Annotated in this window: 2 protein-coding genes (1 of these 2 running past the window's edge); both read right to left on the bottom strand. The window is 50.2% G+C overall.

The window, feature by feature from the left end; genetic code table 11:
• On the bottom strand, positions 1–14631 hold the 5' portion of the coding sequence (locus B9D94_RS11635; RefSeq protein WP_148247060.1) for an SDR family NAD(P)-dependent oxidoreductase. The gene continues 3363 nt to the left of window position 1, outside the view; the window shows 14631 of its 17994 coding nt (coding positions 1–14631); it begins with the start codon at positions 14629–14631; its stop codon lies off the left edge, out of view.
• Positions 14628–25016: an SDR family NAD(P)-dependent oxidoreductase gene (locus B9D94_RS11630; RefSeq protein WP_148247059.1), complete on the bottom strand. Its 10389-nt coding sequence runs from the start codon at positions 25014–25016 to the stop codon at positions 14628–14630. Before B9D94_RS11630 ends, B9D94_RS11635 begins: the two co-directional genes overlap by 4 nt.
• Positions 25017–25029 lie beyond the last annotated feature (13 nt).

Genomic DNA, 25029 nt, shown 5'->3' with positions numbered 1-25029 from the left:
CGGAGTCAATTCAAGACTGTAGGCTTCATTCAACATGTTGGCAAATTGCGTAAGGGAGATCGAGTCGAATCCATACTCACTGAATTCCGATTGAATATCGATATCTTCCAGCTTGACCTTTAATAGTGTGGACACGTTCTGTATCAACACGGTCTCTACTCTTACCCTCTGCGTGCCGTCATCATGCTTGACGGTAGCTGTCATCATGCTCGGCTGTGGAGCAACGGCATTGGTTGGAGGGAGCATTCTGGGTTTCATTCGTGACATCATGCCTGTCATGACCAGAACCTGATGTCTTCCCGAGGCAAGCCCCTGATACAGGGCTTGAATTCCCGCAGAAGTCTGCATCGGGACGGTACCCAGACTCTTCAGCATGATTTTTTCGACGTCATCGCCGACGCGCATACCGCCCTCTTTCCACAAGGGCCAATTGATGGATAACATTCGACCATGTCGCTGCTCGGATGCGGCAAGCGTATTTCTATACTCTGCGAAGGCATCCATGAAAGCATTGGCGGCAGCATAATCTGTCTGACCCGGATTTCCCGTCGCCCCAGCCACAGAAGAGAAAGCAATAAACAAATCCAGATGAATATTTTTACTGGCTTCGTCCAAATTTACGAGCCCGTTAACTTTGGGGGCCATCACCTCTTGCAGTTCCCCCACATCTTTTCTAAGAATAAGATTGTCCCGGATGATGCCCGCTCCATGAATGATCCCGTTCAGACGTCCATATTCATCCTGGATACTTCGGATCAAGGCGAAGACCTGCTGCCTGTCCGTCACGTCCACTTGTCTATAATCCACCTTGGCACCGCGAGCTCGCAGTTCGTCCAGCTCCGCCCGCGCCCCTGCTTGCAGCGCAGAACGTCCGGTAAGAATCAACACGGTTTCTTTGGCTGTATTCGTAATCTCTCTGGCAAAAATAATGCCCAGACCGCCAGCACCGCCCGTAATCAGATAGATGCCTTGGTCCTTCCACGGAGGAACTGCTTCCTTAGCATCAGCATGAAGCTCGCCCCATCCCGCAACCCATCGTTTGCCGTCCCGATATCGGATGCGTTGATCCGACGGCTGGCCGCTGTTCTCCATGGATACACCTGTCAATTTCGCAATTTCAGCAGAGCCTGATTCTATTTCGATAAATTGACACACAAGCTTGGAACTTTCCGACTGTGCTGCCTTCATTAATCCCGAAAGACCCGAGAACAACAACCGGTCATTCTGCGGAAGGGATACAACCTGAATCAGAATTTTATCTTTCGGTTTCTCTTGCAGGACGGCTTGGATTTCCTCAAATATCCGGCTGGCATAACTTGTATACCGTTCTTCCATTCTTTCCTGAGATGATTCCAGCGTGATACAGCGTGCCTGAGTCATCTGTTGGTTCATGCCCTGCTGCAGGTCCAGACCGATCTCGCACAGGAAGACCAGATGTTTGGCATAACCCTGGGCGCTGGTGATGCTAGGGACAGGCTGCTCCCTCCAGATCGGCTCCAGCATAAGAGTCCCGGGTGTCTCTGAAAGACCCTGTGACTTCACCTCACCGTCTAGCACCCTGGTTGAAAAACCTTTCATTATTACAAATACAGTCCCTTGAGCATCGCATAAATGGATATCCAGCTTCTGCACTTTGCTATCTGCTTTATTTCCTTCGCTGTACCGGATCAGAGCCCACATTTCAGACGGGCAGCGGCCAAATACCTCAAGCTCCTGAAGTGCAAACGGAAGTCCCGGCTTTAGGGCAGCGGACGACGCTGGATCTGAGCTCATCATCATGGAAATCGTTGCCTGCAGGGCCGAATCCATCAAGCTGGGATGCAGAGTATACATTTGGGTTGTTTCAGAAACCACGGCGGGAATGGACAGCTTGGCCAATGCCTGACCACTTCCCAAATAAACCTTCTGTATTCCCTGGTGAGCCGGACCGTAATGAATGCCCATGGCTCTGTATGTTTCATAGATCTGGTTTGATGAAATGACATCTCGATTACATTCAGACTGAAGGGCCTGGATATCCAGCGATATATGATCCTCCATACTGCCTAATATCGCACTCCCTTGACTGTGCAGTACAGCTTCTCCATCTGCTTCTGGTTCGCTGCTGTATACTTCATAGGCAATTTCACCATTGTCCTCATAAACAAGATCAATATAGACTTGAACGGGTTCATCTCGCACCGCAATAGGCCGAGCCCACACCACGTTCTTGAGCCGTATTCCCATGCGCTCTTCCATCAGTATCTCTCCGGCCGTTTGCTCAACAGCCGCTCGCGCCATTTCAAGATAAGCCACACCAGGCAGGACGGGCGCCCCCTTCACCACATGATCCTTCAGGAAAAACTCGTTCCCCGTATACATCGAAGTGAAACGCAGCCCCGACAGGTCAGAGGTATTCCGATGAAGCAAAGGATGAACAACAGATGCTGCCGATGCTTCAGCAGGCCGGCTTGTTTCAGCGTCTACCCCAGCATCAGGGATCCAGTACGGTTCACCGGCAAAAGGATAAGTTGGCAAGCCGATCCGAGAAGGTTTAACCTCGCCATAGATCTGGCCCCAGTCAACGCTCAGCCCCCTCACCCATAAATTGAGAAGTTTGGCGTATTTTCCTCGCTGGATCCATCTAACGATGGCATCCTGGATTTCTTCATCAGCCTCAAGAAGCGACATCGTCTCCTTATTGCGCTTGACCTGCCCTCTGAACGTATCCTTAATCGAATCGCAGCCATTCGCGAACTCGTGTAATTTTGCCTTAAGATCGTCCACGGAGCCAACGATCATGGCCAAGCGATCCTCCATGGCCTCGCGTCCCACTTGGAGTGTATACGCTATATCCCGCAGGCTTGCATCCGTCAGCTGTTCTTCGCCGATGGCGTGCATTAGCCTTCTGGCCTGCTCCCGGAGCCTGTCTTCATTTTTGGCAGATAGAATTATCAATGCAGGACTATGTGAATGAACGGCAATAGGAGCCTTATGGCTGTCCTTAGGGATATACTCCTCAACCACGATATGGGCGTTAGCTCCTCCTGCCCCGAAGGACGAAATTCCGGACCGGCGAGGTACCTCCTCCCCATTAATCGTGGGACGCTTCCAATACGACGTTTCACTCTGCACGATAAATGGCGTCTGATTGAAGTCGATGTTAGGGTTTAATCTTTGTCCGTGCATGACATTTTTCACAAGCGTTTGATGTTTCATTTGAAGCAGCACTTTCGTAAGCTGCGCGATGCCGGCCGCTGCCTCCGCATGTCCGATGTTCGATTTGACCGAGGAGATGGAACAATAGCCTGTTTCTTCGGTATATCTACCAAATACGTCCGTCAAACCTTTAATCTCGATCGGATCACCAAGCGCCGTTCCGGTACCGTGAGCTTCGATGGAGCTGATGCTTCTTGGGTCAATTCCACTTTGGATGAGCGCATTCTCAATGGCCTGTGATTGGGATACCGGACTTGGAACGGTATAACCGTTCGTTCTGCCCGCATGACTGACTGCCGTGCCTTTTATGACTCCATAAATGTAGTCCTGATCTTGGATTGCCTCTTGCAAAGGTTTCAAAAAAACGGCGCCTATCGCCTCGGATGGTACATAGCCTGTGCCGCCTTCACCAAAAGCACGGCATCTTCCGTCTGAAGCGCTGAATTGCCCCTGGCATAACGTAATGTATTTGCTTGGATGAAGGGATAGATTAACGCCGCCTGCAATCGCCATCTTGGACTGTCCGTTTCGGATGCTCTCGCAAGCCAGGTGTACAGCATAAAGCGATGAAGAGCAGGCCGTATCCACCGTTAAGCTTGGACCCGTGAAATTCATGATGTAAGACACCCGGTTCGCTATCGAGAACATCTGGCTCGTCGCCAGATACATATCTTGATTGGCTTGCTTGGCCGCATCGGCCATAAACAGCTGATAGTTGTTAAATGTAGCACCTACAAAAACTCCGATTTGATTGCCATAACCGTCATGCTTCAACGATTCGCGCGTATAACCCGCATTCTCCATGCATCCCCAGGCAACCTCCAGAAACAGCCGTTCCTGTGGATCCATGTACATGGCGTCTCTTGGCGAAATATTAAAAAACAAGGGATCGAAATAGTCAATACGGTCCAAGAAGCCTCCCCATTTGCTATAACTCAGTCCCTTGGCAACAGCTTTAGCCCGGTCCGGCTCATAGAAGCCCTCCAGAGGCCAGCGGTTTGCCGGAATCTCTTCAATGCAGTCCTTGCCTTCGTACAAGTTGTTCCAGAACTGCTCCAGCGTCTCCGCTTTCGGATAACGGCCAGCCACTCCAATGATGGCAATATCCGCAGATTGGCTTGGCTGACGTTCCGTTAGAGATATTGATTGTTTGTTAGACGGACTAACGGATGAGATGGAGGCTGAAATAGCTGGCTTTTTTGTTGTTTCAACCTGCTTTAGACTCTTCAGGGGCTTCCCCGCAACGGCCACAGCCGTATCGGCTGCGAGTGCGGAAACCACGTCTTTATACTCCCGGATTAAATAAGCGGCTAATGTCTTGACGCTGTTGTACGTATAGAAGAGGGTGGTATCCAATTTCCCGATCCATAACTCCATTTTCCGATTCAGTGCAGTAATCATCAGGGAATCAAGTCCCAATTCTTCAAAGGAGGCTTCCTCCTCCAATTTATCATGAGGGATCCCGGTAACCTCTCCAAGGAGCATTCTTAATCGTGCTGTGGCTGCCGATACCATCGCTTCCGTATCCACGCTGCCCTGAAGAGGAGTTTGTTCTTCATTAAGGTCATCTTCCAAATCTTCTGTTTGGCTAGCTAATGGAAGCTCTTCTACTTCCGCCGCAGAATCGAAGCCCATCTCTTTCTCCATCCTTACAGCAGCTGGCTCGTTCACGGCTGTTTCGGCAGAATCCACCCAATATTCCCCTTTTTCAAAAGGATAGGTTGGAAGCTTTACCTTATAAGGTTGATCTTCGCCAAACAGCAGATTCCACTCGATGTCGTACCCCTGGCAATACAAATCCGCCAGCGCGAACAGTGTCTCTTGGAATTCGCTTTTACGATGACGCTGGGTGAGGCTCTTCGTAAGGAGCTCCTGGATATAAAGCTGCATCGCTTTTTGCCCGGTAAAGTCCCGCGGAACCCTGCCTGTAAACAGATTTGGCACTTTCTCGCTGCTGGAGGACAACTTCAGTACATACTTCGCATCACCTAAATCCTGAATGACCACGGCACAGCGATGACTGAAGTGGCGGCGTCCCTTTAACAGCGTATAGCTTATATGCGGAAGATCTTCATCATTCCATGTCTCTTGATCAAGCGTTTGGATCATATCCCGGATTTTTTCGTCGAGTGCTTCCTTCGTTTTTGCCGACAAGGCAAGCAGATGGTATGGCGGACGGGCCTTGGACACACCACCTTTTCTATCTCTTGCATAACTCTCAAGAACCATATGCGCATTGGTCCCGCTCATACCAAATGCGCTTACTGCCCCGGTACGAACTGTTCCTTCCGGTCTGCTCCAAACTTTGGCTTCCCTATTTACATAGAACGGGCTCGCACCCCAATGGATATAATCGTTCTCTTGTTCAAAATGGAGGCTTGGCGGAATCATTTCATGGCGCAGGGAAAGCACCAGGTTGATCAGACTGACCAGACCGGAAGCTGCAAAGGCATGTCCGAAGTTGGTCTTGGAGGAAGTGAGTGCACAATAACTCTGTTTCCCCGTATGCGCTTTGAAAGCATCGTTCAAGGCATTGATTTCTACAGGATCGCCTAACTTTGTCCCGGTGCCATGGGTTACGATATATTCGATTTCTTCGGGATTTATTTGATATTGTGCATAAATTTCTCTCAACAATTTGCTCTGAGCAACTCCGCTTGGGGCCGTAATCCCATTAGTTCTCCCATCGTAGTTCACCCCGCTGCCGCGAATAACCGCCTGAATAGGATCTCCATCCGCTTCCGCTTGCGACAAACGCTTAAAAACCAGGACGGCAACGGCTTCTCCCGGAACGGTTCCGTTCGCCCGATTGTCGAAGGCGTAACATTTGCCGTCCGCGGATAATATCCCTGCCTGACTAATGCCTGCATAGGCTTGGGGAGTAAGCAGCAAGTTAACGCCCGCCACGATAGCGGTATCGCATTCTCCATTCCGCAGGCTCATACAGGCCTGGTGAGCAGCAACCAATCCCGATGAACATGCCGTATTTATAGCCATATTCGGTCCGCTCAAGTTGAGGAAGTAAGACAATCGAGCTGCCAGGATAGCGTTATGATTAGAGGTTATAGTCCCCTTATCCTTGACCAGCAGATGATAATCGCCATCCTCAACCCCAACAAACATTCCGATCTTGCCTGTACCAAGCCGGTCTTCACCGTACCCGGCATCCTCTAACGCCTTCCAGGATTCCTGGAGCAGCAGCCGCTGTCTCGGGTCCATCGTTTTGGCTTCATTCGGCGAAATCTCGAAGAACATCGGATCGAATTCGCTAACACCCGGAATGGTGCCACACCTTTTACAATGAATCTGCCCTGATTCTTGCTCGCCATCCCCGTAATATTTCCGCCAATCGAACCTCTCGACGGGAACTTCCGACACTGCACTTCTGCCTTCAGCCAGAATCGTCCACATCTCATCGATATTCCGTGCTTCCGGAAAGCGCCCGCTCATGCCGATAATCGCGATAGGCTCATGCATGGCCGGCGGTGAGAGGTTCGGTATGGCCTTTCTCACAGACCCTCGTGCCCGCTTAAATGCTGTTTGCTCCGATTCCGACCTATTCAATGGTTGTCGTAAATCCGTATGCTCGATCTGACCTTCCTGATAGAAATCAGCCACCAATTCCTTATGTTCATCCAGGAAATAGCCGATTAATTTCCCAATCGTGGATTGTCCGAAGAACAACGAAGGTGTTATATCCAAGCCATAATGCTCTGTCAATGCGTTTGCGAACTGCGCAAGATTGATGGAATCGAAGCCGAATTCAGCCAGGTTCTCTTCCAGGTCCAGCTTATCGCGAGGGATTTTTAGCAATTGGCTGACGATTTCCTTCAAATCCCGCTCCAGACACTGCTCAAGGCTCAAGCCCTTCATTTCACTCCTCCAGCCCCTGCCTGGAGCGGATAACGCTTGAACGGTCTTCGACTCCTGTTCTTTCGCTTCAATAACGGCGCCACGATCAGCGAGCCCCAAAAATCTGTGTACGCGGCTTCGCTGCCCAACCAGTATCAAATGCTGCGAGTGGCTGTTAGATAAAATGCGCTCAAATATCTGTAATCCCTCTTCGGTCTCCAGAAAGCGCTGACCGCTCGATTTTAAATACAGCTCCGTATTAGCTTTATCCTGGAAGCCCATCCCGCCGTCCTTCCACAGCGGCCAATTGATTACGAAGGTGCGACCGCTGCGTCTCTGTTCGTTCCGATAGCGGGCATAAGCCATCTGAAAACGATTGCCAACCGCATAATCGCATGAGCCGAAATCTCCGAGCACGGCCGAAGTGGACGAAAAATAACAGATAAAGTCCAGCTGCTGTTCCCCTTGAAGCAACGCCTCCAGCGCAAGTGTTCCTTCCACTTTAGGAGCGAGAATCTTATGGAAATCTTCAATCTCTTTTTCAAGAATATTCTGACTGCTGGACATGCCAGCGGCATGAATAACCCCATGAATAGCCCCAAAACGATCTTTTGCAGGGGCCAACCCTTCCCGCATGCCTTCTGCATCGCAAATATCGGCTTGAACGTATACGACATGGCCGCCCCTATTCTTCAACTCCTCCATGCTGACCCGCATTTCGTCGTTCATTGGAGATCTGCCTGTAAGGATTAAATTTGCGCCATATCGCTCAGCCATATGCCTGGCGAAGAGAAGCCCAAGACCTCCACATCCGCCTGTAACAAGGTACGTGCCTCCATTCTTTAACATGTTGGAGCCATTCGCCATCACGGTGGGCTTGATCTGCCTAACATGGCGCTTACCTTTTTGATACCAGACGCTTGTGGCTTGATTGTTGCTTATTTCCGCCAACAGCCTTTGAGTCACTTCTCTCCAGGAAACTTCATGCGGCTGTGCTTGCGACTCCAATGATATGACGCTCACGCTAATGTTAGGCAGCACAAGACCGAGTGAACGTTCAAAGCCTGTCCAAGATTCCATATAACACTGTTCAAGCCGGTTCTCATATTGACCTGCCAATAACAACCGCTTCGGCTTCAGCCTTGCAGAGGCGATGGCTTGAATCAGGTGCACAACGCAAGAAACGTCCTTAACGTAAATGGCATCTTCCATAGGCCACAGATACAGAACCGCATCGATTTCTTTGAAATCTTCCTTGATGCTGCTCAATGCCTGCACGTACGTCTCCCGATCCGTCTCGGAAATGGTGTAATCATACGTTGTGTTCTTGGCAAATCCCGTACTTCGCGAAACAAAAATAACATGGGTGTCCCCACCCAAGCCTGTCGCGGTCTCCAAAAATTTCTGTTGGCTCCCATGCTGGGAAAGGAAACAGATCATCGTCTTCGTTTCTGTATTATGGGTACCCGTTAAGACTTCTTCCTCCCATACCTCTTCAAATGTCATCATCTCGTAGGATTCTTGTGTTTGTGTTTGTTTCATTGAAGCTCCCGTATTGTCCTTGCTCGGTCTGTTTGTGATCCGCATGCTTCGTGATTTGGTTCCGGCAGCATCCGCTTTGACGTCGTTCCGGGACGTCCAATACCGTTCCCTGGCAAATGGATACGTCGGAAGATGGGTTAGCCGAGCCGAGGTGCCTGCATATAAATTTTCGCCGCTCAGCTCATAGCCCTGACAGTAGAAATCAGCTAATGCATGCAGAGCTTCCCGATATTTGTCCGGATCTTCCATCAGAGAAGGCATGGTTCTCATAAGGTCTTGGACATACTGCTGAATCATGCTTTGCCCTTCAAAATCTCGCGGCACTTTTCCGCTGAACAGGCTTGGCAGCCGTACCTTGTCTGCGCTTGTCGACAATGCATATTCCGCATCCTGTTTGTCCCTTACAACAATGGCAATCCGATGGTTAAAATGCTGTCGTCCTTCCAGCAAGGTATAACCCAGATGGCCCATCTCTTCTTGTGACAGCTTCGTGTTCCTGAACATAGCGAGCATGTCTTGGATCTTCTCCTCCAGAGCTTCGCTCGTTTTGGCGGAGAACGTAAGCAAATGATATGGAGGACGGTCAGCAGACTCTTCAATCGGCTCTCTGGCGTAACTCTCCAGCACCATATGAACGTTGGTCCCGCTCATTCCAAATGCGCTTACTGCTCCCAGACGATTTTTGACGCTGTTGGAGGGCCAGGGTTTGTTCGTTTTATTGACATAAAAAGGACTTTCCGTCCAATGAATATAATCATTCTCCTCTTCAAAATTCAGGCTTGCAGGAATCATTTCATGGCGGAAAGCCTGTATCAAGTTGATCATATTGACTAAACCGGAGGCGGCAAAGGTATGGCCGAAGTTGGTTTTGTTGGAAGTAATCGCGCAATAGCCTTGTTTATCGGTATTCGCTTTAAACGCATCTTGCAATGCGTTGACTTCAACCGGGTCTCCTAATCTGGTTCCGGTGCCATGTGTAACAACATATTCAATGTCTTCCGGTGTTACCCCGGACTGCTGATACACGGCTGTTACAAGATCCCTTTGCGCCACTCCACTCGGAGCTGTGATACCGTTTGTCCTGCCATCATAATTCATGCCGCTCCCGCGGATGATCCCCAGAATCGAATCCCCGTCTGCTTCAGCTCTGGATAAACGCTTGAGTATCACCACGGCAACCGCTTCGCCGGGAACAAGCCCGTTTGCCCGCTGATCAAAAGCAAAGCATTGTCCATCCTTGGAGAGCATGCCAGCCTGACTCATCCCGATATACGGCTCCGGGGTCAGCATCAGATTGACACCTGCCGCAATGGCCGTGTCACACTCCTCGTGCCGAAGACTGAGACAAGCCTGATGCGCTGCTGCCAGCCCAGAGGAGCAGGCGGTATCCACCGACAGCACGGGACCGTTCAGGTTCAAGAAGTAAGACAGCCTTGCTGCCAAAATGGCATTGTGGTTGGAGGTAATCCCCGCTTCCCCTCGGACCAGCTGCTGATAATCTCCTTGCTCTGCCCCAACAAACATCCCTATCTTCCCGGCTTCGATTTTCTTGGTCCCATACCCTGCATCCTCCAAGGCATTCCAGGCCTCCTGAAGCAATAAACGCTGCCTCGGATCCATCAGCTCCGCATCCCTGGGTGAAATTTCGAAGAACAAAGGATCGAATTCACCGACACCCGGAATACAGCCACACCATTTGCTGTCTATCGTTTGAGACTCCTTACCGGAGTCTGTGTAATAATCACGCCAATCAAACCGATCCGAAGGAATTTCTTTCACCGCACTCCTTCCTTCGGTCAGGATGGTCCACATTTCTTCTACATTCCTCGCATCTGGAAATCGCCCGCTCATGCCAATGATGGCAATAGGCTCGGGGACATCCGGGGAAGCGCTGCGTGATATTACCTTAGGCCTCTCAGACGACCGTGGTTTCGTTTTGGAGACGGATGCAACGGGCTTGCTCTCTTCAGCCTCATAATAGAACGCTGCAACCACCTCTTGATGCTCCCTCATCAAGTATTCCGCTATTTTATTTATGCTGGAATGCCCAAAAAACACCGCCGGGGTAAGCTCGATCCCGTAAAGCTTCGAAAGCGATGCTGCCAAGTGGGTCAAGCTTATCGAATCAAATCCAAAATCCGCGAGATTGATTTCACTGTCCAATCGATCCCGCTGGATTTGGAGTAAAGCACCTATCTGATCCTTCAAATCCAGCTCTACGCACTGCTGTTCATTCAAACCTCTCATTTCTCTTTTTCGGCCATTACCTGATTCGGTTCTTCGATGATCAGCCTGGCGATCCGACTGTTCCATATTTTCATTGGCATCGAATTTTACAGACTCATCCGAACCCAACGGTTCGATGAAGGATGCGGGCGTGGATATTATACGCTCACCATCCAGCTTATCAGCTATAAAATATCGTTCCCTCGCAAATGGATAGGTCGGCAGACTTCTGCGGCGCGGTTTAGGCCATGTGCTATACAAGCTGTTCCAATCCAAACTTGGCCCTTCGACCCAAACCCTTGCTATACTCTGATAATCCCGTTGCTGCAACCAAATCTCCATGTTTGCATTCACTTCTGTTATATCCTTCAGCTCTTTGCCAGCCTTGTTCTGTCCCTTGCTCAGCCCATCAATGTCTGACTGACCTTCCAAATAACGCATCAGCTTAGTTTGAAGCTCCTGAATAGAATCCACAACGAGCGCAATCCGCTCCTCCATGGCTTCTCGTCCGATTTGAAGGGTGTACGCTACATCTGGCAGGTTGCTGTCCGATAATTCCTCGGCGCGGATAACCGACAAGAGTTGCCCTGCCCTCTCCTTTAGTCCCGCTTCGGTTTTGGCTGACAAAGGAACGATGACCTTCACATGTTTAACTTGCTTCACTTGCATCAGGGGTGGATCATTCCGGGACGCTTCCTCAGGTCTATATTCTTCGAGTATGACATGGGCATTAGAGCCTCCCGCTCCAAAGGAGGATACCCCGGCAATTCTGGGGAATTCCCTCAGCTTGCCGTCGAAATGAATGACCGGTCTTTGCCATTCTTCCAGTGATTGCTGGACAACGAAAGGTGTTTTGGCAAAATGAATATTCGGATTCAGCTCTTGGGCATGCAAGCTGGGCACCAGCATCTTATGCTTCATTTGCAAGACGATTTTGGTTAACCCCGCCATGCCAGCCGCAGCTTCCAGATGCCCGATGTTGGATTTGGCTGAACCGATGGCGCAATACCCTGTATCGTCTGTGTCTTTGGAAAAGGCTTGGGTAAGCCCGGTTATTTCTATAGGGTCACCGAGATCTGTGCCGGTTCCATGTGCTTCAATATAACTGACCGCTCTCGCATTTACGCCTGCCTTGTCCAGTGCAGCACGAACAAGCTCGCCCTGAGCCACGGGATTGGGCACGGTGTAACCGTTGGTTTTACCACCATGATTCGTGCTGGTGCTTTTAATGACGGCATGGATCTGATCCTCATCCGCAATGGCGCGTGACAAAGGTTTCAGCAGCACGATGCCGACACCTTCGCCGGGAACGAACCCATTGGCTCCTTGACCAAAGCTTTTGCATTTACCGTCCTTCGAAAGCATCTTCTGTACGCTCAGCCAGTGGTAATTGGAAGGGTGCAAATACAGATTTACCCCGCCTGCAATTGCCATTTCGCAATCACCAAGATGAAGATGTTCGCAGGCTTCATGAATCGCGGTTAGCGAGGAGGAGCACATCGTATCAATCGGCATGCTGGGACCTTGCAAATTCAGATAATACGAAACCCTGTTGGCGACGGAGCTGAAGGATGTGTACGGATTGAGATGTTCCCCCTGTTCCCATAATTCGGGGCCGTACAGATCGTAGCCCGTCTTCGTAATACCTGCAAAAACACCTACCCGGCGGTTATGCTGAACCGCCAGCTGCTCCCGAGTGTATCCCGCGTCCTCTAACGCTTCCCAGCAGGACTCGATGAACAGGCGTTCTTGAGGGTCCATCAGCATGGCTTCCCGGGGAGAAATGTTGAAAAACAGGGGATCAAAATCCGCATATCCGTCTAGAAAACCGCCCCATTTACTATAACTCTTTCCCTGTGACGCGGCCTCCTGCGGATCCGGATGGAAGAAGCCTTCCATCGTCCAGCGGTCTTCAGGTATTTCAGAAATCGAGTCTTTGCCGGCCTTTAAATTCTCCCAGTACTCGCTCAGATTGCGGGCTCCCGGATACCGTCCGCTTATACCAATGATGGCAATGGGTTCCCGCGTGTTGCGCGCAGGCTTATGGGCAGGGAAGCTATTAGATCGTTTCGTACCTCGTCTGCGTGAAACGAGTGCCGGAAAGGAATTGTCCGGATGCGAAGCTGTTGGATTGCTTGCAGGTATTTCCCTGACGACCTGCTCTTCTCCCATCCCCGTCCACTTCACGCACAACTCCGTATATTCAGCAGCCAGATAATCAATGACTTCTCCCAACGTCTGATACTCATAAAATAACGTTTTGGAAAGAGCTCCGAAGATCCTTTCCAAGTTCATATTCAATTGGTTGATCATGATGGAGTCGATTCCGTAACGCTCAAGGGGTTCGTTTATATTTATTTTGGAAGCATCGAGCTGCGTAATCTCCCCGAATAGCGATCTGAATTGCTGAGCCGTTCTATCTCTTAAACGTTCCCGATCCACCTGGGATCGATCTGCCGTTTCGGAAATCACTTGCTTAAGGGCGGAACTTGAGAGCAAAGTATCCCTCATCTTAGTGAGTTCACCTGGCAGAATAAGCACTTGATCATGGCCGGAAGCCAGTGCTTGAAACATAGCCTGAATGCCAGCATTCGTCTCCAGTGCCGTCACGCCCCAGCTATGCATCATCCGGTCCTCAGCTTGTGGATCAATTCCCATCCCGCCATCCTTCCATAAGGGCCAGCTGACAGACAAGGCTCGGCCTTGGCGAAGCCCGGCTGCCGCCAGACCGTTGCGATGCATCGCGTAAGCATCCATAAAGGCATTCGCCGCAGCATAGTCGGCTTGTCCCGGATTTCCAAAACTGCCCGCTATCGAAGAAAAGAACACAAAGAAATCCAAAGGAAGCTCCTTGGAGGCAAGATCCAGATTCACGAGACCCGCTACTTTGGGATCCAGTACTTGCTGTACCTCTTGTCTGTCCTTCTTAATTATGAAATTGTCGCAAATGACGCCCGCACTATGGATGATCCCGCTCAGCTTCCCGAATTCCTCTACAATATATCGGAACAGACCTTCTACTTGATCCCTATGGGTCACATCCGTTTGCATGTATACGATTTGGGCTCCGCTTGACCTTAGTTCATGGAGTCTGGCATCTGTTTCCCCTGACAGCACAGAACGTCCCGTTAGAATCAGCACAGGGTCTTTCACTTGCCGCACAATATCGTTGGCGAATAGGAGTCCGAGTCCCCCCGCACCCCCGGTAATTAGATATATCCCGTTGTCTTTCCATGAAATCCTCGGCTCTAACGGTGAAGCTGCAATTTCATTCCAGTCTGCCACCATTCTTATACCCTGGTCATACTGCACGCGATCATCAGGCTGTCCCTTGCTTTCGTTCAGTTGCTGCACAAGTTGGTCTATAGTCTCATCAAGTTCTGTTACGATCAATTGAACTCTTAACTGCGGATTCTCCAAGTGGGCCGTTTTCAAAAATCCAAAGAGCCCGGTGAGCAGCTTCTGTTCACCCTGCGCAGACACCACCAGTTGAATAAGGGTCTTCCCTGTCTCTTTACGCTCTAATATCGTTTTTACCCAATCGAACATTTGCTGTGCATAGGTTTGGAATCGTTCATGAATCTCCATATATGGAGAGGATTGCAGCATATGAACTTCTGCACCCGACATTCTAACCTGAACGCTTTCTTGGTATACGTGCTCCATATCGCACAGGATAACCATATGCCGGGTTTCCTCTGCTGGCATGTGTCTGTCCATCATCCCTGCTTCTCTAAAATGCGGCGTAAACAAATGAACCGTGGACGCTGCTACGGACCTATTAGAACCTGAAAGAGTATGTTGATTTCTCATAGTTTTAACCCTCCCCCAACCATGTCGTGTCCTACAGTATATTTATCTTTGCTCTCCGTAAACCGGACTGTAAGTCCCTTCAATCTTGCATATACCTTACCGTGTTGATCATACAAGTCCATATCTACTTGTATATCCTTATTCCCCTGCACGCGATGTTCGCTCTTTCGTACATGGATCCATACTTGCGGTGTGGGTTCACCGATCATTTGCATCTCTTGCAAGTAGAGCGGCAGCATGGATTGGATAACATCACTGCTCATTCGAGGATCCCTATCCGCCAAAAGACCAATAGCCGCCTGCAAAGCGGTATCTGTAATACATGGGTGCAGAATAAACGGATGAGACGAATCCGTCCAGGTTGCATGCAGTGAAAGTTTGGCAAGCACTTCATTCTGTCCGACAAACAGCTCGTCTACCACTCGATGCTCAGGGCTATAGACGGCTTCTGCCTGATCGTATGCCTTATACCAGTCTTCTTTTGAGAAATATTTCACGTTGCATTGTTCCCGTATGAGGTTCAAATCAATTGTTTCAGCTCCTGGTACAGGATAAGACGATACGCTCCCTTGATTGTGTATAACCGGTTCTGTGCTGCTCAGGTCAGAACTGCTGTAGATTTCAAACGAAATACCCTCCTCATCAGGAAAGACGTCGATATGAATCTCCAAGCCTTCCATCCCTAATTCAACCGGACTGGACCAGACCATATCCTTGATCTGGATGCCTTCATGAGGTCCTATAAAAGCTCCCGCCGACATTTCCGCCGCTTTTCGTGCCATCTCGAGATAGGTCAAGCCAGGTATGGTTTTTGTTCCATTGACATTCCCATAAACCAGATAAGGTTCGCTGCCCTTAAACGTCGTGCTGTAGCGAACTCCTGACAGATCCGAGGTATTCCGATGAAGCAAGGGGTGCAGCATGGCCTGTCCTGGTGACGCTGTATCATGGGATGATAAACGTTTGTTTTTCTTATCCGGTACCCAATAGCGTTCTGTCGCAAAAGGATATGTTGGGAGGGACAAAATTCTATAACGTTCACCTGAGAACAATGCTTCGTAGTTAAGCGCATATCCTTGAACGTATAACTCAGCAATCGCAGATAACCGTTCCACGTACCCATTCGGATCTGCTGCGAAGCACTCCTCAATGCATTGATTTCCGTACCGTTTCAGCGAAGGCTGCTCCCGCCGATCATTTTCATTCCGTTCTGAAACGTATACCTGCGGTACTTTGCTCCTGGCCAGCCATTTGCTTAAATACGATATAAGTTCATCCACACTGCGAACAACGCAAGCTAAACGATGGTTGAAATGTTTTCTCCCCGCCAATAACGTGTAGCTTAAGTTGCCGCAGTCCGCCTGCTGATTCCGTTCACAGTATTCGATTAGCTGGTCAGCCTGCTGCCGCAGCTGCTCTGGAGTGCGCGCGGATAACGCTAACAGATACCCTGGTTTCACGGAATGGCTCCCTGCAGGTTCCGGTGCTTCCTCAATAACAATGTGGGCGTTTGTGCCACTGAATCCGAAAGAGCTGACAGCAGCCCGTCTTCTGTCATTGGAGCCGGTTTCCCAATCCCTGAGCGTTGTATTGACATAAAACGGGCTGTCCTTAAATTGAATATTGGAGTTGCCCGACTTGAAATTAAGCGTAGGCGGGATTTGTTGATGCTTCATGGACAGCAGAATTTTGATGATTCCCGCGACGCCAGCCGCATGGGCCGCATGCCCGATGTTGGTCTTGATTGAACCGATGGCGCAGTATTCCTTATTGTCGGTATATTTCCTGAATGCTCTGGTAAGTGCCTGGTATTCAATCGGATCTCCCAGCTTCGTGCCCGTTCCGTGGGCTTCAACTACCTGGATGCCGCTTGGATCAATATGAAACGCATCATATACGCTGCGTTCCAAACTCTCCTGGGAAATGGCGCTTGGCGCCGTAATACCATTGGTGGTTCCGTCCTGATTCATTCCCGATCCGCGGATGACGCCGTAGATATGATCTCCATCATCCATCGCTTCGCTAAGACGCTTCAATACAAGCACGCCGGCCCCTTCACCGGGAACAAATCCATCCGCACGGTCATCAAAGGTATAGCTGTGTCCTGTTGCAGAGAGCATTCCGGCTTTGTTGGTGCTCAAGTAGTACCAAGGCGTAGACTGGATAAACACGCCTCCCGCCAGAGCCATTTCCGTCTCTCCTGCCCACAATCCCTGACAAGCGATATGAACCGCAACCAACGAACTGGAGCAAGCGGTATCGATAGCAATAGCCGGTCCCTTGAGATCAAGGTAATAGGCAATCCGTGCCGGAATGACCGACCCGGCTATGCCCCAGAAGGCCTGCGCGGGTGCATCGTCACCCGACAGCTGGTGATAATCCCCCGCTCCTCCAAGGCAACCGACATAAACGCCGCATTGGCGTCCCTGAATCCTGGAACCGGCATAACCGGAATCCTCCAGTGCCTTCCAGCACTCCTCCATAAACAATCTCTGCTGGGGATCCATATAATTGGCTTCAAGTCCGTTAATATTGAAAAAAGAAGGATCAAATTGATCGATGTTCTCTACAAAGCCGCCGCGGTTGCAATATTCGGCATCCTCCGGATAGTATGCCGTGAGATCCCAACGCGGTGACTCTCCGATAAGCTCCGCTCCATTGGATAGATGTGTCCATAATTCATCCACGTTGGCCGATTGGGCATACTTTCCGCTCATTCCAATTATGGCAATCGGCTCTTTTTGCATGGATGTCTTAAGGGCGACCCCCTGCTGTTCAAGATTAGCCATTTGAGAGTCAGGCAGTGGAGCCGCATCCATAAACCTGCCAAAGTAAGACCTAGGGGCGGAGGCGTCCTCTATATCAGATTCACCCGGCTTAGCCTCAACAACGACAGCTTCGTCTTTAAGGTTTTGTCCGAATTCACTGGCGACCGCATCTCTGTGATCCGATAAAATATACGCTGTGAGCTGCTTCACGGAACTATAATCAAAGAGGCTTGTCGTATCAAGTTCAATGTTTAAGGCTTGATTAAGCACTTGTACCAAATGAACACCGATAATAGAATCCAGACCGTAGTCGGCAAAAGAATCCTCCAGCTCGATTTCGTTCCTGTTCACCTTCAATGCCTCCGAGAGCTTCTCAATGATGGTCTCCTTCACATGATCCTCCAGCATCTGTTCGGTCACAGCCCTGGTTGTTTGCGTAGCCGCGACGTTCTTCTCATGTCTTTTTTCTGCTATAATCGTGGGCTGCAGCGTGGTCGTCGTGTCAATTCGGTTTAGCTTGGACATGCTTCTGACCTCGGCATGCGGGGAAGCATCCTGGAGTGCTATCTTCTGTCGTACAACCCCGTTGCTTCCCGCCGCAATGATCTGCTGTCCCCAATCATGAGCTTCTTGTGCCGGAAAGAAGACGCCCTCATAGCCTTCGGATTCCAACACGGCTTTCCAGGTTGCCGGATACAGGCCGGGGCTGCCGGGAATGCGTAGAGCTGCATCTTCATACAGCCACCACCCTTCCAGAAGTCCGAAAGTTAAATGAGTGAACAGCCGATTATCGCTGAGCTCGTTGATCAGAATGATGCCGTTCTTTTTTAACACGGCTTTGGCATTTCGTAACGTGTGGCGGATATTGCGCGTCGCATGAAGCACATTGGTTGCGATCGCAATATCGAATGCTCCCGCAGGCGCATTCGGACCGGATGCCGGTGCGTCTACATTGAAGATTCTATAAGTCAAATAGGCATGCTCCGGACCATATTCTTTTTCAGCAAACAATAAAAATGCTTTGGAAATATCGGTATAGCAATACTCCTCAATATGGTCACGGTAAGGCTTCAGTTTGTGGAAAAGCATGCTGCTAGTCCCTCCGGTACCAGCCCCGATTTCAATAAGCCGCAGCTTTGCCGAAGGATCTGCCTTGATCCTGTCCTCCACATACGCGATTAAGGCATCTGCAAGAGCTTCATTGAAATAGTCTGCAACCGGATTGTTTTTATAAATGCCTTCCACCATGCTCATCGAGGAATTAGGAAACAGGATATCGGTCGCGAGGCGCTGACCCGTTAGAATGTCAGGTAATGCGCGCAGCACCGCCTCCGTCAGTGTCATCCATGCTTTTAAGCTTGGATCTGCCAGCCATTCCTTCTTTCTCAGCTCCCATTCCTTCCACATTGAATCCCTGTCAACGGTTACCGATTTCATGGTTTGGTACGTCTCGCCATCCTGATAAAGGAATTGATTCTGTACAAGAACACGGTGGCTTTCCTCAAGCCATCTTTCGTACATGGGAGCCAATCCCTTGCGGGCGTTACCATCACTCGCCGCCTTTATGCCCGACTTCAATAGCCCCATAGCCGTAAGCTCGCTCAAGAGCATTCTGGATAAGAGGTCAATCATTTCCTTATTCAGGCCCTGACCCTCGTTCAAGCTCGGAGCCTGGTAACCTGCCGCAGCGCTATCCCCCTTGAGGTTAAAACTGTGAATGGTTGGCGGTACGTTGTCCGGCCGGATATCGAAACGCTCCTTAGGATTCATCCCTTCCACCAGGAGGGGTTTGGTTGTTGTAATCATGGCCATTTGATGGATGGGGTTCGATACCAGCAGTTCCACGGCCTTCATTCCATCCTCCGGTGTTATGAGTCCCAATCCGATTCGGGACAGCTGCTGTACATCCCCGGAAGCAGCAGCGTCAACGCTGCTCCAATACCCCCAGTTCATCACCTTCACCTTACACGGCCACTCACTCGCGAGCCGATGGGCGAACGCATCCTTGAATGTACACCCGGAGGCGTAAGAGCTTTGCCTTGGGTTTTTGATGAGAGCGATCAGAGAAGAGAAAAACAAAACAAAATCCAAAGGTTCCTCACGAAACACCTGAGCCATGCGTACGCTCACGTCAATCTTAGCCGAGAGGCCCGCCTGGAATTGCTCCTCCTCCATATCCGCAAGGCTGCAGTCCGACAGCACCATCGCTGAGTGAACGATGCCGTTAATTCCCGGGAATTCCGCCTTAATTGCTGTGTAGGCTCCTCTGAGTTCTTCTAAATGGGTTGCATCTGCTGCGATATAAACAGGTTTCGGGCCAAATTGTGAGATACGATCCAAATCCGACTGGATCTGATCATCCATAGGTCTGCGGCCAATCCATACCACGTTAGCCTTATACGTCCGGACCATGTATTCGCTCCATGCTTTACCGATTCCTCCGGCACCACCAATTACGACATAAACGCCCCCGACCTTAAAGCTTGATTCCACCATTGGAGGCGGGTTCATAGGTACGAGATGCTGCCTGTACCACTCCTGATTCCGGTAAGCCCAGGGGTGTCCGCGCCGATCGGCAGGCAAGGCCAATAGATCGGTTACGGGCCAATCACAACCGGCCTCCAGATCGACGATCCTAATGTTCCAGTTGGGATATTCTTTTGCCATCGAACCTACCAGTCCGTGAATACTGGCATGCGCAGGATTAATCGTATCTGATCCATGAACGGATTGCGTATTAAATGTAATCACGGTCCATTCCAAGCTGCGAGTTGAATACCCCAGACGGATAAGCGATTTAATCGTTCGGAACAACGGTTTAACGCCTGACTCCTGTCCTGCGATCCATTCATCTCCCGCGGTGGGTTCAAGTGAATGTTCAGAAGGAGCCATCCATATCACATGATCTATCAAACCGCGAGCTTCAATTTGGGCTGCAATGCCTGTAATTGTATCTTGGGACGTGATGTCGATGAATTGCATCTGAGGGTATATCTGCTGGATCGTACTTCTGTTTTCCTTCCCGCCGACAACCAGAACACGAGCCAACGCTTGGGGCAGCCTCTCTCCCTTATCTGGCAGCACCGCATCCCATACCGGGACGAGATGAATATTCCCGACAGGAAGCTGTGCATGGGACTCTTGCCGAATGGCATTCGACTGGCTGCTTGCTTGAGATTCCCCCTCCAGCACCCTTGTTGAGAACCCTCTCATACGGACACGGATACGGCCCTCTTCGTCGCATAAATCGATGTCCAGCTTTTGAGTTTTGCCTATCGTCGCAGCCGCATACTGATCACTGCTTCGTATCCATGCCCACATATTCGGAGTGCAATCGCCCAGTATGTCTAGCTCCTGCAGGGCAAAGGGCATCACGGGTTTAACCGAATCCGGGATTCTGCCTTCGCCTTCTGAGCTCATTAGAAAACCGATGGTAGCCTGTAAGGCTGAATCCATCAGGCTCGGATGAAGAACATACTCGTTCAGGGTACTGGTTACAATTGAAGGGATGGACAGCTTCGCCAGTATTTGCCCTGAGCCCTCTTCCTTATAAGCTTCTTCAATTCCCCTGTGCGCCGCTCCATAGTCCATGCCCATCGCATTAAAAACCTCATAAAAACGAGAGGCGGGAATGGATTGTTCGCCACACTGCTTCTTCAACTCATCGATATTCAGGACAACCTGCGTGCCAGGCCGTACCAGCTCCGCATGGCCTTTGCTGTGTACAGTAAATTCAGTGCCGGTATCCCCTCGAGGCGTGCTATATATTTCGTAGCCTATCCCTCCGTGTTCCTCGGGAAGCAGCCGAATATTCACGATGGCTGGCTCCCCCTCTACGGAGATTGGCCGAATCCAGACTACATTCTTCAAGCGAATTACTGTCTGGTGATCCGGTAGTTTGCCAAGCGATTGCAACATCGCCATCCGAGCCATCTCAAGATAGGCCACCCCCGGCAATATCTTCTGCTTCTTCACAACATGATCGGACAAGAAAAATTCATGTCCGGTAAACCTGCTGCTGAATCGCTGCTCCATGAAATCGGACGTGTTTTTGTGAAGCAGCGGGTGTATGCCCACTTCCGCTGCAGGCGCGATCGGCTTACCGGTAACAGGAATCCAGTAGCGCTCCCGTGCAAATGGATAGGTTGGCAGGCTGATCCGGGAAGCTCTGTTGTTGTCACCATAGAGCAAATTCCAATCGATCTCGATTCCCTTAACCCACCACTCAGCCAAATGCTCCATACGTCCCTCATGAATCCATTGGCTGAGGGATTCTTCATTTGCTTCTCTCGCAGAGGATAATGAAACTGTGTCCTTATCCGGCTTGATCGTCCCTTTATAGCCGTGTTCAAGTACATCTTTATTTTGCAGGAAAGCCTGAAGCCCCTCAATCAACTCCGAAATCTCCCGAACAACAAAAGCCACCCGTACTTCCATAGCTTCCCGCCCTACCTGCAGCGTAAAGGCCACATCCTCTATGGAGGTTACATTGTGGTCCTGCTCCCGATCCCATTCTTCCTGGGCAATCGTTTCGTCATGAGCCGCAACCTCACTCTGGGCTCGCAATCGTTCTGGATGCTCGTCCAGAAGATGTGCCGCAACCGAAGCGATCGTGCAACTCTGAGCCCATTCCCTATCGTCCATCTCAACGGCGAATTCTTCCAGAATTTTGTCCTTCAGCTGTCGGATGTGAACGGGTTCGACTCCGTATTCACTCCATGGAACACTGGCTTCAATAAGTTCTCCGTCAACATGAATGATCGCGGCTAAGATCCCCCTGATTCGCTCTTCCAAGAAGCCCGCAAGTTGCGACTCTGTATGCTCGATATCCAGCACTTTCTCACGGATAGGCAGCCCTTGCAGGTGTTTGAGCAGCTCTACGGCATAGGATTTAAGCCTCTCATTGTTTTTAGCCGAAAGAGGAACAAGCACGGGCCGGTCTTGCTCACGCTTCGTCCGTGCAACTCCTCGAATTTGGGTATCTATGTATTCTTCTAGAATCACATGCGCATTTGAACCAGTGGCTCCGAACGAACTTAATGCTGCCCGCCGCGGATAACGAACCTGCCGCCCATCTTCCATCATCACGGATGGCTGCCATTCTTCGGTGACACGCTGCACATAGAACGGCGATTGCTCAAAATCGATATAAGGGTTCAATTCCTCAGCGTGAAGCGAAGGAACAAGGGTTTTGTGATAAATTTGGAGCGCTGCTTTCTGAAGACCGATCACCCCGGCTGCCGATTCCGCGTGCCCTATATTTGATTTTACAGAGCCGATCGAACAAAACTGCCGGTCTTGGGTATAACTTCCAAAAGCTTTCATCAATCCTTCAATCTCAATGGGATCACCGAGGGAGGTTCCCGTACCATGCGCCTCCACATAACGAATCGTCCGCGGGTTAATGCCGGATTGCTTCAAGCAATCGGCAATCGCCTCCCCTTGTGCCACTGGACCAGGCACCATGATTCCACTCACAGTTCCAACATGGTTAATGGCGCTGCTCTTTATAGTCGCATAGATTCTGTCATGGTCTTCAATGGCTTTATTTAAAGGCTTCAAGAGAACCGAAGCAACGCCTTCTGCGGACACATAACCATCGCCTCCTTCACCGAAGGTATGGCAGTAACCATCACTTGAATGCATCCCCCACATTCCATAGGTCATATACTTGGCCGGATGCAGAGATAAATTCACACCACCCGCCAAAGCCACTTCGCTTTCACCGCGTTTTATGCTTTCCATAGCCAGATGGACAGCCGTAAGGGAAGAAGAACAGAGTGTATCTACGGTCATGCTCGGACCATGAAAATTACAAAAATACGAAACCCGGTTCGCGATAGGACCTGCATTCAATGAGAGTGGAAACGCCTCCCCTTGGGACAACGCCTCTACCCCCACCAGGGAATAATCCTTGTGCATCACCCCGGCAAAAACACCTACGTTCCGTCTCTTGTTTTTACCGCGAGGCGTCACCAATGATTTAGGTGTATATCCGGCATCCTCAATGGCCTCCCAGCACGTTTCCAGAAACAGTCGTTCCTGCGGATCCATCGTTTCCGCTTCACGAGGAGAGATTCGAAAGAATTTGGGGTCAAAGCAATCCGGATCTTCAATAAATCCACCCCATTTGGACATTTCTTTACCGCCAGGCGATTTAATTCCGGCCAGCCGTTTCCGATCCCACCGAGATTCTGGTATCTCACTTATGCAATCTTTTCCCTCCTGTAAGTTCGTCCAGAATTCCTGGAGGTTTCTGGCTTGCGGATATCGGCCGGACATACCGATGATGGCAATATCGTCATCGGCGGCTGTCCTTTCCTTGGGAGTGGAACCCAAAGCAGTAGGGGCTAAAGGTTTAGGCAAGTCATCGAATCCAGGATGGGAAGGCGATCTGGATACGGATTGCTCTGATGCTGCTTCGATTTGCTTAAATTGTGATGCATAATGCTCTTCCAGGTAAGCAGAAAGCTCGGCAATGGTTGTGTATTCAAACAACAAGGTGGGCGATAAAGAGGTCTTGATTCTGGACTCAATCGATCTCACGATCCCCAACAAGCCCGGGGAATCCAATCCCATCTCATAGTAACCGGACTCCGGGTGGATATCTTCCGCGGAACTATTCAAAACATCTGCCATGAGCTGCCGCAGGAACCTTTCGATAGAAATAACGGGTGCCGCATCACCTGCGGTACCCGTATCGAGAGTGATCTTATCGGAGGTGGCCGGAGCTCCGCTTATAGGCTCCTGCCACGGAGATGATGGAGACGACAACTTCCGTTCCGGATTGATCAGTCCCGCTTCACGGACCAGTTTGCCCGCGAAATTTCTTAATTCTCCGACTTTTTTTCCATCCCGATTAAAAAACTCCATCGTCCAAAACATTAATTCGTTCTTATGGATCACCGAGGATTTCTGCACTCGTGTAATACATCGCTGCTGAAGAGGTTCTGACGCATGAAACGCTGCATAACTAAGAGGCAAGAATAATTGCTGTTCCTGCTCAGTGGCAGGCGCAAACATTCTCCCGGCCCCAACACCGCTGCCGTCAATCAGCGCAGGGTGGAATAAGAACTCTTGCGAGCTGGACTGAGCGTCCGGTCCGATAGAAAGATCCAGAATCACGGCGGCCTCCAGTTCATAGACCTGACCTTCTGCCTTCATAAATCCGGTATGAACCAGCTCCTGGCTTTGGTATTCTTCATATAAATCATATATGCCCAGCTCTCTGATTGCCGAGCGCTTCACGGAGCTCACGTCCAACGTCTCATCATACGACACCGGTTCTATAAGAGACATTTCGGCAGTAGCGTACAGGGTTGTCTCCGGTTCCAGTATGCCATCACGCTGATTCCGTCCTTCGAGACGAATCTTCCACGAGCCGGCAGAGGTTTCATTGCAATGAACGCCAAGTCTGACAGAGCAGCCTGGGACGGTTGCAAGCGGCTTGAAAATACTCAAATTACGAAGTTCGAGCCTGTCGAAAGAATAGTGATTTTTTTTGTAAGCTTGATATATAAGATCAATATAAGCCAGTCCAGGCAATAATTCTTGTCCATACACTTTATGATTGCTGATAATCGGATTCTTTGCAGACAGGTTAAATTGTTCGTACATCTCACTGGCTCCT

The organism is Paenibacillus sp. Cedars, from assembly GCF_003184205.1.
Lineage (GTDB): Bacteria > Bacillota > Bacilli > Paenibacillales > Paenibacillaceae > Paenibacillus_AQ > Paenibacillus_AQ glucanolyticus.
The sequence above is the reverse complement of the archived record's forward strand: the minus strand, read 5'-3'. Positions and strand labels throughout refer to the sequence as shown.

Coding starts and splice junctions, on each gene's coding strand:
- B9D94_RS11630 (WP_148247059.1), bottom strand. CDS start 25,016: ATGTACGAACAATTTAACCTGTCTGCAAAGAATCCGATTATCAGCAAT.